Origin of the sequence: Methylomonas montana (assembly GCF_030490285.1) — a bacterium.
Lineage (GTDB): Bacteria > Pseudomonadota > Gammaproteobacteria > Methylococcales > Methylomonadaceae > Methylomonas > Methylomonas montana.
In genome coordinates this window covers 3030089-3050975 of the sequence record NZ_CP129884.1, presented here as the reverse complement: position 1 = coordinate 3050975, position 20887 = coordinate 3030089, and the positions used below count along the sequence as shown (strand labels likewise).

The following is a 20887-nucleotide window of genomic DNA, read 5'->3' as shown; positions in this document are numbered from 1 at the left end:
TGATTTTGGTGTTAGGCAAAAAATCCCTAATACCTTATTTTTTAGGGTATTGACAGATTATGCATTTACAATCTAGGCTCAGTTGACATTCAGCGAGGAGTGAGTCATGAAATTGATACTATTTGGTTTTATCGGTGCGGTTTTCTGGGTTAACAATGTGTTTGCTGTCAGCATCACTCAACGAGCGGGGAATAATTTCCGCACGGCGGCCAATAATCAGGAGTTCACGCTTAACAAAAGCAATGTCAATCCCGATCAATTCGGTTTGCTGCGCACTTACGATTTCAATGCCAAAGTGGAAACGCAACCCTTGGTCATCGAGAAAGGCGCGGGTGCCGACGATCTGGTGATCGTCACGACGATGAAGAACGAAGTGATCGGCATCAACGGGCGCACCAACGAAACAGTCTATAAAGTCAAATTGGGTTCGGAAATCAGTTCTCAGGATATGGACATGTGGAAGCATACGCCGACCTGGGGTATTTCGGCCACGCCTATCGTCGATCCGGCTACCAACACCTTGTTCGTTGCTTCCTGGCAAAAGAAAAACAACAATAACCGCTTCCGCGATTATTGGGTGTATGCGTTAAATCCGCTGGACGGCAGCCAAAAATCCAAGCCGGTACGCATCTTCGGCAAATCGCAGGAAGGTAACGGCTGTTGGTTTAACGATGCCGGCGCGGTTTACCGCGAAAATAACCAAACCAAGCAACACGTCTATCCCAAATTGCGGGCCGGATTGGCCTTAACCGGCAACAATGGCCTGGTGCTGGCGTTTGCGGCAAACGGCGAGTCGTTTAAGGGCGGCCGCAAAAATCCGCACGGTTTTGTAGTGGCCTATGACACCCGTGCTTTGCTCGGTCAAGCCGGTGTATCCAAGGACGCGGCGATATTCTGTGCCACCTCATTCGATTCCTGGGGCGCCGGCATCTGGCAGGCCGGCGGCGCGCCGGTTACCGAAGATGACATGATATATGTCGCCACCTCGAACGGTACCTCTAACAACGGCAATGTCGATTTAGCCGAAAGTATGATCAAACTGCGTTTTAAACCCGGTACCGGCGGCGCACGGCCCGAGCTGGAGAAGGTGGATTTTTACAAAGCGTTTCTGGACGAACGTGTTCCCCGCGATAAATGTCTGTGGAACGACAATAACTCTGAAGTTTCTTGCGGTCGTGCCGGCGTCGGCAGTGCCGGAGCTGACTGGGATTTCGGCGCATCCGGGCCGATGCTGGTGCCGGGTTCCAGATTGCTGTTGCAAGGCACCAAGGACGGGATTATTTACTCGCTGGATAAATTCAATCTGGGCCAAAACGACCGCTTCAATCAATTAATGTCAAAACCGCCCTTGGTGGCAACCTATTATGGCGGCGGCACCGACGAAAATTGGGACAGGGTGCAACACTTGAATCGCAGCTTGCCGTGTCCGGCGGCGGGCAATAGCGATCACGGTTGGTTCGTACCTTGCGGTGATCCGGAAAACAACAAGATGCACCATATTCATTCCCTGGCATTGGCACAGAGCGATCAGAACGGCGGCATCGTTTATGTTTGGGGTGAAAATTCTCGATTAAAAACCTATAACTTTTCCACCGTGGATGGCAATCTGCCAACTTTTCGCGCCGAAGCCGACGATCTGGCGTCGATCGGCAAGGAATCGCCCGGCGGCATGCCCGGTGGGTTGCTGATGGTGTCCGGCAAGCCGTCTGCCAATTCTAGTTTTCCGCAGGCCATCGATTTCGGTTCGGCGATTGTCTGGGCGGTGTTTTCCAAATTCGGTGACGCTAACAAGGAATTCGCCGAAGGCCAATTGATTGCCTATGATGCGACGGCTATCGAACCGGGGAATAAACTAAAACGCTTGTTCCGCACCGGCGACGATAATAACGGCGGTCTGGGCAAGATGTCGCGGATGATTCCGCCGGTAGTAGCCAACGGTCGCGTGTATGTGATGATTTACCGGGTAGGTACCTCGGACTGCACGGTGCCGGACCATCAATTGCCGGTTTGCAGTCAGTTGAAGGTTTACGGCTTGAAGTAAGAAGGGAGTAGGGGGCACCATTCAAGAAAATTTTCGCATCGTTACCGTTAGGGGCTGAATCGGCGGGCTTATTTTCACCAACGATTCAGCTTAGCAATGAATCGCAGAAGCTTTTTCTCCAACGACCTCTCACGGAAATGCCAATGTTTAATCCCGTCGCGAAACTGTCGGTGCGATTTTGGGAAATGATCCGGAAAATATTTGGCGGTTGTTACATCCGTACAATCCGCAAACCATTGGGCAGCGTTGTTAAACTATGTTCGGTTGAATACGTAATTCGTTTGCGATATGCTTCAAGCGCGATGTGTTTATTACAGGTTACGCCTGACAATCTCTGAACAATCTCTCGAAAGCTGCCCCGGAATGACACCAAGGTGTTGTTTGAGGAAATCGCAGTCCTAACGAGACTTGTTGCAGTGCATAGTAACGACGAAAGGGACCCCAAATGACCAACACCACAGCCGAGCTCGAAGAGCTCCTCATGCAACGATCTTTGACCGATGCACAGCTTCAGGTAGCGGCATCGGCCGCAGCCGATTTCCGTATTCTGCCGGACGCAACGGTCATCAAGATTGGCGGGCAGAGCATCATTGATCGCGGTCGCTCCGCAGTCTATCCGCTGGTGGATGAGATCGTTGCTGCCCGCAAGGCTCACAAGCTGCTTATTGGAACCGGTGCGGGCACCCGTGCCCGCCACCTCTACTCCATTGCGGCGGGGCTCAACCTGCCGGCGGGCGTGCTCTCCCAGTTGGGCGCCTCGGTTGCCGATCAAAACGCCGCGATGCTGGGGCAACTCCTTGCCAAGCACGGTATCTCCGCAGTCGACGGCGCTGGTCTGTCGGCGGTGCCGCTTTATCTTGCGGAGGTAAATGCCGTCGTTTTCAGCGGCATGCCGCCGTATGGACTCTGGATGCGTCCGCCTGTCGAAGGCGTGATCCCGCCCTATCGTACCGACGCAGGCTGCTTCCTTCTTGCCGAACAGTTCGGCTGCAAGGCCATGATCTACGTGAAGGACGAAGACGGCCTCTTTACCGCGAACCCGAAAACCTCGAAGAATGCCACGTTCATTCCGAAGATCTCGGTTGACGAGATGAAAGCGAAGGGGCTACACGACTCTATCCTTGAATTCCCGGTGCTCGACCTGCTTCAGGCGGCACAACATATCCACCAAGTGCAAATAGTGAACGGCCTCGTCCCCGGCAACCTGACCCGCGCGCTTGCAGGTGAGCACGTCGGCACCATCATCACTGCTAGTTGAGAATCAACACCATGGCTGAAACCACCAATACCATCAAACACGTCGCTTCGCCGCTGGCGCGCCAGACTCTCCTTGACGGCGACCTCACCCGTCCTGTCGCGGGCGTGCGGCCTATCCGTCTGCTTCCCTGGCTGCAAGTCGTGAAGATCGGCGGGCGTTCCATCATGGATAAAGGCGCCGACGCGATCCTGCCGATCGTGGACGAACTCCGTAAACTCCTGCCTGAACACCGCTTGCTGATTCTGACTGGCGCCGGTATCCGAGCCCGTCATGTCTATGGCGTTGGCCTCGATCTCGGCTTGCCGGTCGGGTCTCTCGCCCCGCTCGCCGCGAGCGAGGCCGGCCAAAACGGCCACATTCTTGCCTCTCTGCTCGCACCGGAAGGTGTCTCCTACGTGGAGCACCCCACCATTGCCAGTCAACTTGCGATCCATCTTTCTGCGGCCCGCGCGGTTGTTGGCAGTGCTTTTCCACCGTATCACCACCACGAATTTCCAACCTCGCGCATCCCGCCTCACCGAGCCGATACCGGCGCATTCCTGCTAGCCGACGCGCTTGGCGCTGCCGGCCTGACGATCGTGGAGGACGTAGACGGTGTGTATAATGCCGATCCTAATGGCCCCGACGGAGAGCAGGCGTGTTTACTCCGCGAAACCAGCCATGCCGACCTCGCCACGCATCAAGGCTCGCTGCCGGTCGACGGCGCTCTTATCGAGGTCATGGCAACAGCGCGTCACATCGAGCACGTGCAGATCGTGAATGGACTGGTACCGGGTCGGCTCACTGCCGCGCTGCGTGGGGAACATGTCGGGACAATCATTCATACCGGCGCGCGCCCGGCCTGAGTAGGCGGCGCTCCGCGGTCCCGTCAATTTAGGGCCGCAGATGCAGTAAACGACGGGTACCGCACCGGCAGCGTTGGTGCGGTTCCCAAATTCACCACCATTCGACCCAAGTTCAATGTAGAACGGCAGTTTTCTGGCTTTCTCCCGGCCAATGGTCGGCAAGGGCCTGATTCCTGCTCGAACCATTTCCAAGCCGCTTCGGATACAGCCTTACTTGTTAAACAATTCCGCCATCGAAATGACGTTCTTGGCCATTTCGCCGATGGCGATGTTGCGGTCCATCGCCAGTTTGCGCAAGGCATGATAAGCCTGATCTTCCGTGTAGCCTTGCGACTTGATCAAAATCGCCTTGGCGCGGTCGATCAGTTTGCGGTCTTCCAGCTGGGTCTTGGTTTTTTTCAATTCTTCCTTCAACGCATGTTGTTCCTTGAAGCGGGCGATGGCGATGTCGACGATGGATTTGATGCGTTTGGCTTCCAGGCCGTCGACGATATAAGCGCTGACGCCGGCCTTGATGACTTTGTTGATGGTTTCGGTTTGCTGGTCCTCGGCGAATATCACGACCGGTAGCGAATAGTGGTGGTTTATTTCGATGATCATCCGCAGCACCGCCTCGCTGGGGGTATACAAATTCAGCACCACCACATCCGGATGCAGAGTCTGGACGATTTGCACCATATTCAATTCTTTCAGCTTTAACGTTAATACCTCGCAGCCGTGCTGGCGCAAAGTGGCTTCCAGCAGGTGTTCGCTGTCGAATTCGTCGACGACTAAGACGTTTAGCGCTGCCATGTTCAATCCAAGGCTATTTTCAGCAAGGAGCCGTCCGGCATGATTTCGGTGATGTAGTTTTGAGGTTCTTCCAGATAATAAATCAAACCCAACAGCAGGAAACAGGACAAACCCAGGATCAGGAAAAATTGGCTGGTCGAGACGAAGGTCAGCAAAATCAGATAGATGATCGCGCCGGCATTGCCGTAAGCGCCGACGATGCCAGCCACTTCGCCGGTAATGGCGCGCTTGACCAAGGGTACGAACGCGAAAATTGCCCCCTCCGCCGCTTGCATGAAAATAGAGCAAAGCAAGGTGACGGCGACCGTAACCATGATCGACCATTGTGGCGAGATCATCGCCATTAGCCAATAACCGCCGGCCAGCCCAGCTACGAATACATACAGGGACAGTTTGCGGCCGATCTTGTCGCTAAACCAGCCACCGGCAGGCCGAGCGATCACATTGGTCACCACGAAACTGGAGGCCAGGAAGCCGGCATCCAACATGCTGGTGCCTTGAGTTTCGTTGAAGGTTTTGAAGAAAAACATCGGCAACATGGACAATACCGCCAGCTTGGAGCCGAAGGTAATCAGATAGGCAGCCGCCAGGATGAATACTTGCCGGTATTGATAAAGATGAATGCTGGCGATTGGCTGGCTGAGGCGTTCGGCATTGTTGTTGACCAGCTGGTAGACGTGTATGAAAAACAGCGTCCAGACCACCAGATGGATCGTCAGATTCCAGCCTTCACTGAGAACCGGCGTCGCCGGCGTCGATAGTTTCCAAGCCAATAGCGAAATGGTGGCGTACAAGGGCACCAAGCTGAGCATGTATAAAAACAGGTCGCGGATGCTGGTGACTTCCATCGCCATAGGCCGGCGGGTTTTCAGCGCGGCGATTTCCGGTGGCAGGTTTTCCACGCTGAAATAATAAATCACCGAATAGATCAGCGCGATGACGCCGGTCAGCGCAATCGCCGCGCGCCAGCCGTGCTCTGCGCCGAAATAAAACGCCAGCCCCGGCAGGAAAATCGCCGCGATCGCCGAGCCGAAATTACCCCAGCCGGCGTAAATACCCTCGGCGGTGCCGACCTGGCTGGCCGGAAACCAGTCGCCGATAATACGCACACCCACTACAAAGCCGGCGCCGATGAAGCCGAGCAAGAAGCGCGACCAGGCCAGTTCGGTAAAGTTTTCCGCCATCGCGAACGTGAAACAGGGGATGCTGCACACTGCCAGCAGTACGCTGTAACTGATCTTGGCGCCGAATTTATCCACCAGCATGCCGGTGATCACCCGAGCGGGTATGGTGAGAGCGACGTTGAGCAGCAACAGAATCTCGATTTGGGTTTCACTGATACCCAGGTCTTGTTGAATCAGCACCAGCAAGGAGGCGTGGTTAAACCAAATCACGAAACTGATGAAAAACGCGATCCAGCTCATATGTAGCACTTTGGTTTTTCCGTGCAGGGACAGCAATTTAAAAGGCGTAAAAGACATGGTTTATCCGTGGTGATGATCGATCCTTGGATTAATCCAAGCATCTTGTATGCCAATGGCGCGGCAACGGAGAAACTGGCAATAGATGCTGACGTGGCTCCATGGTGGTGCAAAGTGCCGGTTTTTATGCCTTATTTGGGTGCGTAATGGTTCGCAGGATGCGGTGCTCTGGTCTGGAGATGCGATGTTTCAAGGGTTTAGGTTGTTGGCACTAATTTTGTTATAGATTTATCAAGTCTCGTCGTTAGACTTACCCCCGTATTAAACCTGGACAAAGGCGTCCTGCTTGAATGAGTTAATCATTCGATCAGGATGCCTTTTTTTTTGGGTTTGAAAAAGGGGTGACGACGAGACGGTAGCTCATTTAACCGCGCTACCGCCTGTTTGGCCGGGTAGCGCGTTTGGATAAATCGAAGTAAACAGAGGCCCACTGATGAATATAAAGCAAACCCTGGTTGTTATCGGAAACGGTATGGTCGGCCAGAATTTTCTGGCTGGATTGGTCAGCAGCAGCGCGAAAGATCGCTACCGGATAGTTACTTTTTGCGAAGAGCCCAGAGCGGCTTACGATAGGGTACATTTATCCGAATATTTTTCCGGCAAAACCGCCGCCGATTTGTCGCTGGTGGCCGACGGTTTTTTCGAAGAGCACGGCATAGAAATTCATTTAGGTGATAGGGCGGCGAGTATCGACCGGGAACGTAAACAAGTCACCTCCACCAACGGCGTAGTGGTCGATTACGACAAATTGGTATTGGCGACGGGCTCCTATCCTTTCGTGCCACCGGTACCGGGCCATGAAAGGCCGCAATGTCTGGTGTACCGCACCATCGAAGATTTGGAGGCGATGACCGCCGCGGCGGCTAAATCCAAAGTTGGCGTGGTGATCGGCGGCGGCTTGCTGGGCTTGGAAGCCGCCAAAGCTTTGAAGGATTTAGGGCTGGATACCCATGTGGTCGAATTCGCGCCGCGCTTGATGGCGGTGCAACTCGACGATGGCGGCGGGGCGATGTTGAAACGCAAGATTGAAGCGCTCGGCGTCAAAGTACATTTAAACAAAAACACCAGCTTGATCGATGACGGCAGCGAATGTCTGCATAAGATGAATTTCGCCGATGGCGAAACCTTGGAAACCGACATTGTGTTGTTCTCCGCCGGCATCAGGCCGCGTGACGATATTGCCCGCGGCTGCGGTTTGGACGTCGGGCCGCGCGGCGGTATCGTCATCGACAATCAGTGCCGTACCTCCGATGCCGATATTTATGCGATTGGCGAATGCGCATTGTGGAACGGCCAGATTTTCGGTTTGGTAGCGCCCGGTTATGCGATGGCGCGAACCGTAGTGGCCGATTTGGCTGGCGAAGTGGGCAATTTTACCGGCGCGGACATGAGTACCAAGTTAAAACTGATGGGGGTCGATGTGGCCAGCATCGGCGATGCGCATGCCCGTACCCAAGGCGCGCTGGTCTATACCTATCAAAACGGCTCCAGCGAAATTTACAAACGTCTAGTCGTCAGCGAAGACCGGAAGCGTCTGTTGGGCGCGGTATTGGTCGGCGAGGCCGCAGGTTATGGCACCTTGCTGCAATACTGTTTAAACGGCATCGAACTGCCGGAAAACCCCGACGCCTTGATTTTGCCGCAACGCCACGACGAATCTGTCGGTTTGGGTCCGGACGCGTTGCCGGCCTCGGCGCAAATCTGTTCCTGTCACGATGTCAGCAAGGGCCAGGTGTGCGGTGCGATCGAAGCCGGTTGTACCACGATAGGCGGCTTGAAAGCCGAGACCAAAGCCGGCACCGGCTGCGGCGGTTGCTCGGCTTTGTTGAAGTCGGTATTGGATTGCGAGCTGACCAAGCTTGGTGTGGAAGTCAGTACCGATATTTGCGAGCATTTTCCGCATACCCGCCAGGATTTGTATCACTTGGTGATGGTGGAAGAAATCAAAACTTTTGACGAATTGCTGGATAAACACGGCAAGGGCCTTGGCTGCGAAGTCTGCAAACAGGCGGTCGGCTCGATCCTGGCCTCGTACTGGAACGATTACATCTTGGAAAAAGAGCATATTGGTTTGCAGGATACCAACGACATCTTCCTGGCCAATATGCAAAAAGACGGCACCTATTCGGTGGTGCCGCGCGTCACCGGCGGCGAAATTACTCCGGATATGTTGATTGCGCTGGGACAAGTAGGCAAGAAATACCAGCTCTACACCAAAATCACCGGAGGCCAACGCGTGGATCTTTTCGGCGCTCGCGTCGAACAATTGCCGCTGATTTGGCAAGAGCTGATCGACGCCGGTTTCGAATCCGGCCATGCTTACGGCAAATCGTTGCGCACCGTCAAATCCTGCGTCGGCAGCACCTGGTGCCGGTTCGGCGTCGACGATAGCGTCGGTTTGGCGATTGAGTTGGAGAATCGCTATAAAGGTTTGCGGGCGCCGCATAAGATCAAGTTTGCGGTGTCCGGCTGCACCCGAGAATGCGCAGAGGCTCAAGGCAAGGACATCGGCGTGATCGCTACCGAAAACGGCTGGAACTTGTATGTGTGCGGCAACGGCGGCATGAAGCCGCGTCATGCCGATCTGTTCGCGACCAATCTGGACAAGGCAACCCTGATCAAATACATCGACAGAGTGTTGATTTTTTACATCCGTACCGCGAACCGTTTGCAGCGTACCTCGGTCTGGATGGAAAACATGGAAGGTGGCTTGGATTATTTAAAAAGCGTGGTGATTGAAGATCGGCTGGGCATAGGCGAGCAGCTGGAGCAGCAGATGCAGCATGTCATCGACACCTATCAATGCGAATGGAAAACCACGCTGGCCGATGAACAGCGCCTGAAACGCTTCCGGCATTTCGTGAACAGCGATCAAGCCGACGACAATGTGGTGTTCGTCGAGGAGCGCGGCCAGGTTCGGCCGGCCAATGCGCAAGAGCGTAGGCATTTCAAACTGATAGAGGAGGCGGCATAATGTGTGCGTGGATAGAGGTGTGTCATGTCGACGACTTGCAAGCCGATTCCGGGGTGTGCGCCTTGGTGCAGGGGAAGCAAGTGGCTATTTTTTACCAGCCGCGCCGGCAGTCGGTATATGCTATAGGCAATTTCGATCCGTTTAGCGGAGCCAATGTCTTGTCCAGGGGCATGATAGGCGATATCGGCGGCGAACCGATGGTGGCGTCGCCGATGTACAAGCAGCATTTTCATCTGCGGACCGGGGTTTGTTTCGAAGATGCCAATGTGTGTGTGCCAGTCTATCCGGTACGGCTCGAACACGGCAAGGTGGCCGTGTTGACAACGCCGATGTCTGTCGAACGCAAATCGCCGTCCCTGACGGCATGTGAAGTGGGGTAACGCGTGAAATACCAATATTACATCGCCGATGTATTTACCGACCGGGTTTTCAACGGTGCTCAGATTGCGGTGTTTCCGAAAGCCGACGGTTTGAATGCCGAGAAAATGGCTGTGCTTGCCAAGGAATTGAACCTGTCGGAGACGGTGTTTATTTTCCATAAACTTCAAGAGGACGGTCGGCGGCGGATGCGGATTTTTTCGCCATTGGGCGAAATCAATTTCGCCGGCCACCCGATTATCGCCGCCGCCTATGTATTGGCGATCTCCGGCGATATAGCGCTAACCGACCCACTCACTAAGTTGGTCTTCGAACAAAATGTCGGCGCTATCGAAGTCAATATTTCCAGCCGGGATGGTCAGCCTAGTCTGGTGCAATTTAGTCGTAGCGTCAGTTCGATTATCGATCGGTTTGCCCCCAGCGACGACGAACTTTGTCGTTTCCTTGGCTTGAACTTGGCCGATCTGGATCATAAAAAATACTCGCCGCGCCTGGTTTCTTGCGGTTTCCCTTATCTGGCGGTGCCGGTATGGAATTACGAGTCGGTGCGCAAGGCCCGCTTCAATTATGCCGCATGGTCGCAATCGGCCGCGCCGCAGACTGCCGCGCAGGAAATTTTGCTGTTCGCGCCCAAGTCGTCCGGTCCGGAAGCCGACTTTAACGTGCGCTTGCTTGGGCCTAATATTGGTATTCACGATGATCCGCCGGTCGGCAGCGCGATGCCGGCATTTTGCTGCTATTTGTGTTCGTTCGAGCAAACCCGAAAAGGCACCCATGTGTTTGCGGTGGAGCGTGGAGACCAATTCAGCCGTCGTAGCTTGATTCAGCTGGAAATGGATAATAAGGGCTTGGAGAATTTGACGATCAGGGTCGGTGGTCAGGCGGTGTTGTTTGCGGAAGGTAGCGTTAATTTGCCTGATTAACGGAACGGTTCTAACAGCGAGGCCTTAAGCAAGCCAGGCCCCGCTTTGATCAGCACAAAGCAGGGACTTCAAGCTTCGCGACCAGATTATTCCTTGTTTTTACCGCGTTTCGACGGCGAACCGACGCGTTTTTTGCTTTTATCTTTCTTGACCAGGTTGGCGTCGAATTTGGAAATATCCAACGTTTTGCCGGCTACTCTGACTTTCTTCAGTGCTTGAAATAAATCTTTGGGCATGCCGGCCGGCAGTTCCACGGTGCTGTAGTGTTCCTCGATCTTGATGCGGGCGATGTGGTCGCCGTCGATACCGGTCTCGTTGGCGATGGCGCCGACGATATTGCCGGGTTTGACGCCGTCACTATGGCCGACTTCGATACGAAATGTCTCCATTTCCACCGCGCCGACGCGGCCCTTTTCACGTCGTGGACCGCGATCACGGTCTGGGCGGCCTTTGTTATCGTCTGCATCTTTACGCGGTTTTTTGCTGGGTTCCTTCAACAGCAGCGGTGTATCGCCCTGCAACAGTTTCGCCAGTGCGGCGGCAATGTCTAAAGCCGGTACGTTGTGCTCGACCTGGAATTGGTTGATCAGCTGGTTGTAAAAGCTGAGTTCCTCGCCGGCCAGGGTGTCGGTAATGCGTTGTTTGAAGCGGTTGATGCGGGCGTTGTTGATGAACTCGGTCGAAGGTAGTTGCATTTCCTCGACTTTTTGTTTGGTGGCTTGTTCGATATTGGCCAGCAGGCGTTTTTCGCGTGGCGAGACAAACAAAATCGCATCGCCGGTGCGACCGGCGCGACCGGTACGGCCGATACGATGCACGTAAGATTCGGTGTCGTAAGGAATATCGTAGTTGACGACGTGGGTGATGCGGTCCACGTCCAGGCCGCGCGCGGCGACGTCGGTGGCGATCAGGATGTCCAGTTTGCCGCTTTTCAGGTTATCGATGGCCCGTTCCCGCAAGGCTTGCGACATATCGCCATTGATCGCCGAGGCGGAAAAGCCGCGCGCTTCCAGTTTTTCGGCGACTTCGATGGTAGCGGTTTTGGTGCGGACGAAAATAATCATGCCGTCGAAGTTTTCCGCTTCCAAAATCCGGGTCAAGGCATCCATTTTGTGCACGCCGCTGACGAACCAGTAACGTTGGCGGATATTGGCCGCCGTGGCGGTTTTGACCTTGATGGTGACTTGTTCCGGGTTGTTCAGATATTTCTGAGCGATTTTGCGGATCTCGGTCGGCATGGTCGCCGAGAACAATGCGGTTTGCCGGGTCGACGGGGTTTGTTCCAGAATCCACTCGACATCGTCGATGAAACCCATCCGCAACATTTCGTCGGCTTCGTCCAAGACCAGGGTTTTCAGTTGATCGAGTTTCAGCGTGCCGCGACGCATGTGGTCCATGACCCGGCCAGGGGTGCCGACGATGACGTGGGCGCCGCGATTCAATTGACGCAGCTGGCTGGTGTAGTCTTGGCCGCCGTAAATCGGCAATACATGAAAGCCTTTGATATGCGCGGCATAGCTTTGAAATGCCTCGGCTACCTGAATCGCCAATTCGCGAGTCGGGGCTAGCACCAAAGCTTGCGGGTCTTTTTGTTTAAGGTCGATACGCGACAAAATCGGCAACGCGAAAGCGGCGGTTTTGCCAGTGCCGGTTTGTGCCTGGCCCAGCACGTCGCGGCCGGCCATCACGAAAGGGATAATCTGTGCCTGAATCGGCGAAGGGGTTTCGTAACCGACACTTTCCAGGGCTTTGAGAATGGGGTCTGAAAGCGATAAATCTTTAAAGGAAGGCGTGGCGGAGGAGGGGGTGTCGGACATTAATAATACCTGTAGAAAAAAAGAGAGTAGCCGGCCGTTGGCAAGCAATGCTCGACATTGTATCGCAATTCGAGCTAATCCTGTTTAACTTATTGATAATTACAGTAAAAATCCTGGCTTGTCTATTCGGTCCGGTTTGCCGAATACTTCAGGCAAATATAGATGAAAAATTGCGCGCCGAATATCAGATTGGCCATCAATAAATGCACCGGTTGGGCAATGGCCGGAAAGCCAAGTCGGTCGAGGCTGACGCCCGCCAGAATGGCGGTGGTAATCAATCCCATCAATATATAAGCCATGCGCAATAATGGGCTGGTTTTCGCAGCTTGTTGATAGATCTTCCAGGCCAGCCAAAGGTTGGTGAACAGAATGATCGATGAAAACGAGCGGTGCACGTAGAAAATAATCGGAAAACTGTCGCGCCAGTATTGTCTATCGATGTAGCTGTGTTGATGAGCGATGTAATCGACCGTTTCCCGGACCTGGGTGCCCATCGCTATTTGCAATAAGGTCATCGCCATCGCAATCTTTAACACCAAGTTGAAACGCGGTATTAGCCAATGGCTGTCGATGGTTTGCAGCAAGGGCTTTTGGGAGCGGGCGATGGCATAGATCAATAATGCGACGATGAATAAAGCCAGCAACATGTGCAACGTGATCATCAAGGGTTTTAAATTGCTGGCTACCACGGCCGAGCCGAGCCAACCTTGAAAACCGACCAGAAAAAACACCGATACGGCCAGATAAAAGATGGTTTTGTCGGCTTTCAAATAAATCCGCGACGACCAGGCGGTTAGGAAAATCAGGAAACCGATCGTCACGCCGACCAGGCGGTTGGTGTATTCGGTCCAGGTTTTGACCGGATTGAAGGTCGTACTTTCGTAACCGCGCGCCGCGTAGATTTCGTGGTAATTGGCGGGTAACTGCGATTCGTCGGTGGGCGGCACCCATTGACCGAAGCAGGTTGGCCAATCCGGACAACCCATGCCGGCCCCTGAGGCGCGCACGATGCCGCCGACTAAAATCACGAAATACACGGCAAAAATAGTGAGCGTGCCTAAGCGGCGAAAGCGGGCGGCGGCCTGGGTATCTATCATGGTTGTTTGGTTTATTGCTTACAGAAACATGGAGTGGGTGAGTTCAATATCGTCCGATACGCCTTCGATTTCCAGAATTTCGGCATCAGCATTCAAGCCTAATTTAGCAAAGGCCGGCACGGTGTGCCAATCGACTCGGCATGCCGGATGGCCGGTGCCGGCTATGCTTTGCAGAAAGGCAACTTGCACTAAGTCTACATAATCGGCCTTAGGTCCGGAGTCGCGTTGAAAATCCACATATTCGGAAGGCACCGGCTTGAGTTCATTCGGAAAATTCCAGGTGTTCATAATGATTTTGCCGACATGGGGGTGGGCTTTTTCCAGTAATTTATCCAGCCTGGACGGACTATCCCTAAATTCCGGGATTTTTTCGACCAAAGTCAGTATCGGCAGTTTACCGATTTGGTGTATCAGGCCGGCCAACATGGCTTCCTCGGCATTCAAGTGCGGAACGAATGCACTCAGGGCTCGGCTGATCGCGGACACGTTGACGCCTTGTTCCCAGACGCTACGGAAATAACTTTCCAACAGCGCGGTGGGCGGTGCGAACATTTGCTGCATGATCAGGCTGGTGATCAGGGTGCGGATGGTATTGTTGCCAAGTCGAGTGACCGCCATTTGAATGTTTTTGATTTCGACGGCGCCGCGATACAACGGGCTATTGGCAACTTGTATCAAACGTGCTGAGATGGCGGCATCGGTCGCAATTATCTCCGCCAGACTTTGTGCAGTGGCATCGCCTTTACCAACAGCATCGCGTACTCTGATAGCCACGTCCGGCAAGGTGGGCAGCACTAAACGATTGGCGTCCAGCTCCGCTTGCACGTGGACCAGAAAGTCTTGAACAGATCTGAATTGCATGGATTGGATTTCCGTTAATAATCCGAAATAATCGCCAAGGGGGTGCGATGGTCGTCGTCAAGTATAAGGTTTTTTGGCTGACCATCAACTATTTGCAGGACTAGCAGTAGCCGGGTAACCCCCGCCCAAGTTCTGGCTGCCAGTACGCATCCGAGATTTTGCAGGTTGTTGCTGTCCAACACCGCGCAGCCATGATCGAATGTGCCGGGTTGGTGGCATTCCGCAACGAACAGTGCCCGTTTGACTTTACCCAGATAATGGCTGCGGGCAACGATTTCCTGGCCAGTATAGCAACCCTTGTTGAAACTGATGCCGCCTAGCTGGTCCAGATTCAACATCTGCGGGATATGTTGTTCCGTTTGGTCCATATCGAACCAGGGCAGCGCGGAACTTATGTCTTGGTAACGCCATTCGTCGAGATCGCCGGTTTCGAAACCTTGCCGCTCGCGCAGATGTGCTATCAGTTCTTGGGCTTGCGTGGGGTCGGCGACCAACAAGTAACGTGGTGTCGAAGGCAATTTAACCAGCATGGCCGGGTGATGGCCGACCGCGAAATCGGCGGTTGGCCAATCAAATTCATTGACTTGATTCGGCAGCGCTTGCAAGCCTAATAGCTGGCATTTATCGGTTTGGTCGTGCAATTTCACTTGAGCGCGCAGCACATACATGCCGAGCTTTTTTATGACCGTGTCGAGTAGGGAGATGGGCAAAATCAACAGGAACGATTGTTGGATTTTGACCACCACCAGCGTGCTGATCACGCGGCCTTTGGCATTGCAGAATGCGGCTATGCTTGCTTGAGATTCCGATAAGTCGTTGACATTGCAAGTCAGCTGGCCTTGCAGGAATTTTGGAGCGTCTTGGCCGCTGACTTCAATGACTGTCAGGCCAGTGGCAGTGAAAATCTTGTTCTGAAGCAGATGGCTAGAACTAGAGTGGTTGGTATCAAAAAGGGAGGGGACGACTTCAATCATACTGGTTGCGGTTCTTTCTTAAAGAGTAATGATGAACAAAATGGTTGGCGGTAGTTTACCTTAGCTCAAAAAAGACGATTCGATTGTGTCCAGAAATCTTGATCAGAGTTTACATTTTACGATTCAGTCTTCACGGTTACTGACTTTCACCGTGATTGCCATTCATCTCCTGGCAGCCTTGTCCTGTTGGCTGGCAGCAATGGCGATAAGCTATAAATTAATGCTATTGGCGCTGGTGTGTTTTAGTTGGCTGTTGAACGGCGCATCCGCTAAAACTTGTCCTATTTTTCTGCGTTATACTGCACAGCAAGATTGGTGTCTGTGTGGCATGGGCGGTGAATATCTGCCGATTCGTATTAGGCCATCGACTGTGATAAGCAGGACGCTAATCGTTTTACATTGGACCAGGGATGAGAAATGCATAGGAAACTTAGTGATCTTTAAAGACGCCATGTCTCCAAATGACTATCGTAGACTTTTGGTTTGTTTAAAAATTTCGGGTTGTGGTCAGGGTTAATGGACGCAAAAGCAAAGCAAAAGATTCAAATACAAGTCGGTACGCTGAAAAACTTGCCGGTATTGCCCGAGGCCAGCTTAAGGATTTTGGAGGCTATTAACACGCCAGACGTCTCCATCGATAAATTGGCCGCAGTGTTGTCGCTATCGCCGGGATTGGTCGCCAGACTGCTCGGATTGGCCAATTCGGCGTATTTTGCGCGCGGCAAAGACGTTGGTGACGTGCGTACAGCTATTTTTCAGGTTCTAGGCTTGGATTTGGTGAAAGCGTTGTCGATGGCGATTATTTTCAATATTCAATTCGATACTCGTAAATGTCAGGAATTCGATAGCGAACATTTCTGGATGCGTTCGCTGCTGACTGCGGTCGCGGCGCAAAAATTAGCCGCCGATGCCGGGCAACTGCGGGCATCGGCACCGTCGGCGGTTTACGCTAGTGGTTTACTATTGGATATCGGGATTATGGTATTGGCTTATTTGATGCCGGATGATCTGAACGATATTTTTTTGGCATCTAAAAAAAATCAGTTAACCGTTAGCGAGGAAATTGTACGTCGGCTCGGGCAAAGTCATTTTCAGCTAGGTTACTTACTACTGAATAAATGGCAATTGCCGTTGTTGTATCAAACCGTTTTGCAGCATTATGACGACGACCAGTTTAGCGGTCCGGAGCAGCCGTTGTTAATGCTGTTGCGGATTTGCCGGCGTCTGAGCGCCGTTTTGGTTGCAGGTAAAGCGATTGATACGCTAGAGTTTGAGCACGTTTGCCGACAACTTGATTTGCCGATGGCAAGGTTGAACGAGCTAGTCGAGCAATTGAGCGAGAATAAAGAGGCTATTCAAAACCTGGCATCTATTATGAGAAATTGATGATCCAAGAAATCAAAGACAGCCAGCAGCCGCCATTCGGTGGTTTAGGCGTGCAAGATTTACTGATCGGTTTGGTCAATGCGCTTTCCGCGGTAAAGCAGTTGTCGGAGTTGGATTATCAGGTTGACGACGAACGCAACTTGATCAGGCAGGCTCTGGCTAGCCTTCTTCAGTATCAAGACATGGAAAGGTGTTCTTTTTTCATCGTCGATGACGAAGGTTTATTGACCAATGTCACCGGTATCAGCATAGCTGAAAATGTGCCTGAATCACCCACAAGTCTGGAACAGCCGTTACAGTTCAAAATAGGCGAAGGCTTAATCGGTGCGGCAGCGGCTAGCGGCGATTTGCAATATTGCCAAAACTGTCATGAGGATCCACGCTTTGAAAAAAAACTGAATTCCAGACAATTGCCTGGTTCTATTATCAGCGTTCCGGTTTTTACCTTAAATCGGGCCTTGATCGGTGTTTTAAATGTCTCTCATCCCCAAGCGAATTATTTCAACGATTGGCATATACGTTTGTTGGAAGTATATAAAAATATCCTGGGGCAGTTGATCACCACGCGACGATTAGTCCAGCAAATGGAGCAGCAAATTGCTTCTCGGACAGCCGAATTGGAATCTTTGGTCGTGGAAACCAAGCAGTTAAAAGATCATTTCGCTAGTATGTCCATGCATGACCAATTGACGGGTTTGCATAACCGGCGTTTTTTTTACGATCAGGTTGAAGTCGCAATTGCTCATCATAAACGTTACAAGAGCAGCTTTTGTCTGTTGGTTTTAGATATCGATCATTTCAAATTCGTTAACGATCGCTTTGGACACCTGTTTGGCGATCAAGTATTGACTGGCGTGGCTGATGCCTTGAGAAGACAGGTGCGTGCTACCGATATTTTGGTCAGATTTGGTGGTGAAGAATTTGTAGTGATTTTTACTAACACTCGCTGTGATAACGGCAAAACATTCGCCGAACGCATTCGGCAGGAAATAAAAAATCTACAGTGGCAAGTCGATAACGAAGTGGTTAAGGTCACGCTGAGTATCGGCTTATATTGTCTCAATGCCGATACTTATCCTGCCCAACAAACGCCAGATATCGATCAGATGATTAATTGGGCGGATACGGCCTTGTACCAGGCAAAAGCTAGCGGCCGAGATCGGTTGGTGGTGTTTGGCGAGGAAGGCTGAACGACACTTGGCGTTGTATCGCCAAACTAGTTGTTCGGGATGGCTATCGATTTTACAATCGGGAGAGTTGAACAAAAGGCATGGAATTGGGCAATATTTTTCGAGGGTAAATGACTAAGGGGTTTTCTGCAAAACTGGGATTGACGGAGTAGAAAATGAAAAAGAAAAAGAAATTATGGCAATACCTATTATTGGGTCTGATAGCGGCGAATAGTGCCGGTGTAATGGCTGATCAAGCTAGCGACATGCAAAAAATGCTCAACGATCAGGTAATGGCCAAGCCGTTCAGCGTGGAAGACGAAGCAAAGCTGAACAGTTATATCGAAGAGGCGACAAAAAGAGGCACGCCGCCGAAATCGGAACCTAGCAAATATTGGCGTAAAGGTTATACCTGTGGCGATTTAAGGCGCTATTCCTGGAACGATTACCGGGATTGCAGTTATTACCATCATTATTACGGCTATTATTGGCCCTATTGAGTAGGTGTTTTCATTGTTTTGGATAATTTTTTTGGAGATATAAATGGCTATAGATAGAGCTAGATGGGTCAATATTGCCGGTGTTGTTGCTATGACTGCAGTGTTGGGCGGTTGCGCCGCTGTACATACTTCGATTGCTAAAAAGGATCTGGATGTGCAAACCAAAATGAGCGACACGATATTTCTCGATCCGGTCGGCCCGGAACAGCGGACTATTTATTTAGACGTGCGCAATACCTCGGATAAAGCCAATTTTGATGTACTGTTGCCGGTCAAACAAGCTCTGCAATCGAAAGGTTTCATCATCTCGAACGACCCGGAAGCCTCGCATTACTGGTTGCGCGCCAATGTGTTGAGCGTCGATAAAGCCAGCCCGACGGCGGCTGAGTCGGCTTTACATTCCGGTTACGGCGGTGCACTGGCCGGAGCAACTGCTGGTGCGGCTATTGGCGGCGGCTTGGGAGGCTGGTCCGGCGCGGGTATCGGTGGTTTGGCCGGTGTTGCGGTGGGTGGCGCCCTCGAAACAATTGCCGATGCGGCGGTAAAAGATGTTACTTATATGGTCGTCACGGACATCGAAATTGCCGAAAAAGCCAAAAGCGGCGTGGTGGTCAGACAGGATAGTCAGCAAGATGCCAAACAAGGTATCGGCGGTTCGCGTCGTCAAACTTCATCGGAAGTCAGCGATAGAAAAAAATATCGTACTCGCATCGTCAGCACCGCCAATCAAGCTAATCTGGAATATGAGGCGGCCGCGCCAAGTTTGACTTCCGGTTTGGTAAGATCTATTTCCGGCTTGTTCTAACGGATCCCATCCAAGCTCTCCCGGCTGCGTCACGAGCGGCGGGGAGGGCTGAGTTAGTTTTCAATTTCCAAATTCGCTGTATAATCGCGCCTCGCTTCAATCCCGGTATCTGCCGGTAATCCTCCTCTTAAATTCAAAAAAAATATTGCTATGGCACTTTATTGCGGAATCGTTGGGCTGCCCAACGTCGGTAAATCGACTCTATTTAATGCACTGACTAAAGCGACTATCGCCGCCGAAAATTATCCGTTCTGCACCATAGATCCCAACGTCGGCGTCGTGCCGGTTCCCGATCCGCGCATGGATAAACTCGCGGAAATTGTCAAACCGGAACGTGTATTGCCCACCACGATCGAGTTTGTCGATATTGCCGGTCTGGTAGCGGGGGCGTCCAAAGGCGAGGGCTTGGGTAACCAATTTCTGGGGAATATTCGCGAAACCGATGCCATTGTGCATGTAGTGCGCTGTTTTGAAGACGACAACGTGATTCATGTCGCTGGCAAAGTCGATCCGATTAACGATATTGAAGTCATCAATACCGAATTGGCGCTGGCGGATATGGCATCCGTCGAAAGAGCGCTGCAAAAAGCCGCGAAAGCGTCAAAGTCGGGTAACAAAGACGAGTTGGCTAGGAAAGAAGTCTTGGAGCGCGTCCTGGAGCATCTTAACGCCGGCGAAGCCGTGCGGACTTTAGGGTTGACCGAAGACGAAGCCAAACTTATCAAAGAGTTGTGTCTGATCACCATCAAGCCGACACTATATGTTGCCAATGTTCAAGACGACGGTTTTGAGAACAATCCGATGCTGGACAAAGTCAAGGCTTTTGCCGAAAAAGAAGGCTCAAAAGTGGTTGCGGTCTGTGCTGCGATAGAAGCTGAGATCGTTCAATTGGACGAGGACGAAAAGAAAGAATTTCTCGAAGACCTGGGCCTTGACGAGCCCGGCTTGAATAGAGTCGTACGTGCCGGTTATGAGTTGCTGAATCTATCCACATATTTTACCGCCGGTGTCAAAGAAGTAAGAGCTTGGACGATTCCGGTCAATGCGACCGCACCACAAGCGGCCGGCGTGATACATTCCGATTTCGAAAAGGGCTTTATCCGAGCGGAAGTCATGTCTTATCAAGATTTTGTGACTTACAAAGGCGAGCAAGGTGCGAAAGACGCCGGCAAATGGCGGCTTGAAGGTAAAGAATACAAAGTCCAGGATGGCGATGTCATGCATTTCCGCTTCAATGTTTGACAATCGAAAAGGCGCCACCTATAATGCGCGTCTTTTCAAAGCTGTTCCCAGTGGCGATATAGCTCAATCCGGTTAGAGCGCGGGATTCATAACCCCGAGGTTCCAGGTTCGATCCCCGGTATCGCCACCATTTATAGCTTTAACAGTACCCAAAGAAAGCCTAAGTCCGTTAATTACAAAGACTTGGGTTTTTTTATGCCCTAAACATTTAGTTAAATTCTTGAAGTCACGACGACTTAAAAGCCGAATTGCCGCTCAAGCGGATTGGGACGGTGGCGGTGCAGGATGAGGAATAATTCTAAAACGCCAACTTATGGCGGTAGGATTATAAGAACTGGATTGTC

The 20887-nt window shown here is 52.1% G+C and carries 18 protein-coding genes and 1 tRNA gene; 13 read left to right on the top strand and 6 right to left on the bottom strand.

The genetic code is table 11. The features are described from left to right. The first annotated feature begins 106 nt into the window (after positions 1-106). The 3 genes from QZJ86_RS14005 (at position 107) to QZJ86_RS13995 (ending at position 4144) form a co-directional block, all read left to right on the top strand. Entirely contained in the window at positions 107-2041 is a 1935-nt protein-coding gene (locus tag QZJ86_RS14005) for a hypothetical protein (protein ID WP_301671041.1), read from the top strand. Between the two features lie 445 nt (positions 2042-2486). Continuing rightward, the gene (locus tag QZJ86_RS14000) at positions 2487-3299 is read left to right on the top strand and encodes an amino acid kinase family protein (protein WP_301671040.1); all 813 of its coding nucleotides are present in this window, start codon (positions 2487-2489) and stop codon (positions 3297-3299) included. An 11-nt stretch (positions 3300-3310) separates the two neighbouring features. Next, a complete protein-coding gene (locus QZJ86_RS13995) occupies positions 3311-4144 on the top strand; it encodes an amino acid kinase family protein (RefSeq protein ID WP_301671039.1) in 834 nt (277 codons plus the stop codon). A 210-nt stretch (positions 4145-4354) separates the two neighbouring features. On the opposite strand, the gene QZJ86_RS13990 is transcribed toward QZJ86_RS13995, so the two are convergent. Next, a complete protein-coding gene (locus tag QZJ86_RS13990) occupies positions 4355-4936 on the bottom strand; it encodes an ANTAR domain-containing response regulator (RefSeq protein WP_301671038.1) in 582 nt (193 codons plus the stop codon). A gap of 2 nt (positions 4937-4938) precedes the next feature. Next, positions 4939-6417: an MFS transporter gene (locus QZJ86_RS13985; protein WP_301671037.1), complete on the bottom strand. Its 1479-nt coding sequence runs from the start codon at positions 6415-6417 to the stop codon at positions 4939-4941. 433 nt (positions 6418-6850) lie between these two features. On the opposite strand from QZJ86_RS13985, the gene nirB reads away from it, so the two are divergent. The 3 genes from nirB to QZJ86_RS13970 are packed head-to-tail and all read left to right on the top strand — an operon-like array spanning position 6851 to position 10692. Continuing rightward, entirely contained in the window at positions 6851-9391 is a 2541-nt protein-coding gene (gene nirB / locus QZJ86_RS13980; RefSeq protein WP_301671036.1) for a nitrite reductase large subunit NirB, read from the top strand. Beyond that, on the top strand, positions 9391-9771 hold the full coding sequence (nirD, locus tag QZJ86_RS13975) for a nitrite reductase small subunit NirD (protein ID WP_301671035.1): 381 nt from the start codon (positions 9391-9393) through the stop codon (positions 9769-9771). The genes nirB and nirD overlap by 1 nt, the downstream gene beginning before the upstream one ends. 3 nt (positions 9772-9774) lie before the next feature. Further along, a complete protein-coding gene (locus QZJ86_RS13970) occupies positions 9775-10692 on the top strand; it encodes a PhzF family phenazine biosynthesis protein (protein ID WP_301671034.1) in 918 nt (305 codons plus the stop codon). Positions 10693-10778: 86 nt separating this feature from the next. Here the strand turns inward: QZJ86_RS13970 and QZJ86_RS13965 are convergent, their stop codons facing one another. The 4 genes from QZJ86_RS13965 to ygfZ form a co-directional block, all read right to left on the bottom strand. Next, positions 10779-12509 (bottom strand): DEAD/DEAH box helicase, encoded by a 1731-nt coding sequence (locus tag QZJ86_RS13965; protein ID WP_301671033.1) that lies wholly within the window; start codon positions 12507-12509, stop codon positions 10779-10781. A 122-nt stretch (positions 12510-12631) separates the two neighbouring features. Next, positions 12632-13606, bottom strand: coding sequence for a COX15/CtaA family protein (locus tag QZJ86_RS13960; protein ID WP_301671032.1), 975 nt, complete (start codon positions 13604-13606; stop codon positions 12632-12634). 18 nt (positions 13607-13624) lie between these two features. After that, positions 13625-14467 carry an HDOD domain-containing protein gene (locus QZJ86_RS13955; protein WP_301671031.1) on the bottom strand — a complete coding sequence of 281 codons (843 nt, stop codon included), beginning with the start codon at positions 14465-14467 and terminating at the stop codon, positions 13625-13627. Between the two features lie 14 nt (positions 14468-14481). Beyond that, a complete protein-coding gene (gene ygfZ / locus QZJ86_RS13950; RefSeq protein WP_301671030.1) occupies positions 14482-15441 on the bottom strand; it encodes a CAF17-like 4Fe-4S cluster assembly/insertion protein YgfZ in 960 nt (319 codons plus the stop codon). An 85-nt stretch (positions 15442-15526) separates the two neighbouring features. On the opposite strand from ygfZ, the gene QZJ86_RS13945 reads away from it, so the two are divergent. The 7 genes from QZJ86_RS13945 (at position 15527) to QZJ86_RS13915 (ending at position 20673) form a co-directional block, all read left to right on the top strand. Then, on the top strand, positions 15527-15958 hold the full coding sequence (locus QZJ86_RS13945) for a protein YgfX (RefSeq protein WP_301671029.1): 432 nt from the start codon (positions 15527-15529) through the stop codon (positions 15956-15958). Beyond that, positions 15958-16827, top strand: a complete 870-nt coding sequence (locus tag QZJ86_RS13940) for an HDOD domain-containing protein (protein ID WP_301671028.1) — start codon at positions 15958-15960, stop codon at positions 16825-16827. The genes QZJ86_RS13945 and QZJ86_RS13940 overlap by 1 nt, the downstream gene beginning before the upstream one ends. Next, positions 16827-18017 carry a sensor domain-containing diguanylate cyclase gene (locus QZJ86_RS13935; RefSeq protein ID WP_301671027.1) on the top strand — a complete coding sequence of 397 codons (1191 nt, stop codon included), beginning with the start codon at positions 16827-16829 and terminating at the stop codon, positions 18015-18017. The genes QZJ86_RS13940 and QZJ86_RS13935 overlap by 1 nt, the downstream gene beginning before the upstream one ends. A gap of 155 nt (positions 18018-18172) precedes the next feature. After that, a complete protein-coding gene (locus tag QZJ86_RS13930) occupies positions 18173-18496 on the top strand; it encodes a hypothetical protein (protein WP_301671026.1) in 324 nt (107 codons plus the stop codon). A gap of 43 nt (positions 18497-18539) precedes the next feature. After that, positions 18540-19301 carry a complement resistance protein TraT gene (locus tag QZJ86_RS13925; protein ID WP_301671025.1) on the top strand — a complete coding sequence of 254 codons (762 nt, stop codon included), beginning with the start codon at positions 18540-18542 and terminating at the stop codon, positions 19299-19301. Between the two features lie 150 nt (positions 19302-19451). Beyond that, on the top strand, positions 19452-20543 hold the full coding sequence (gene ychF, locus QZJ86_RS13920) for a redox-regulated ATPase YchF (protein WP_301671024.1): 1092 nt from the start codon (positions 19452-19454) through the stop codon (positions 20541-20543). Positions 20544-20595: 52 nt separating this feature from the next. Further along, a tRNA-Met gene (locus QZJ86_RS13915) sits at positions 20596-20673 on the top strand. Positions 20674-20887: the final 214 nt, after the last annotated feature.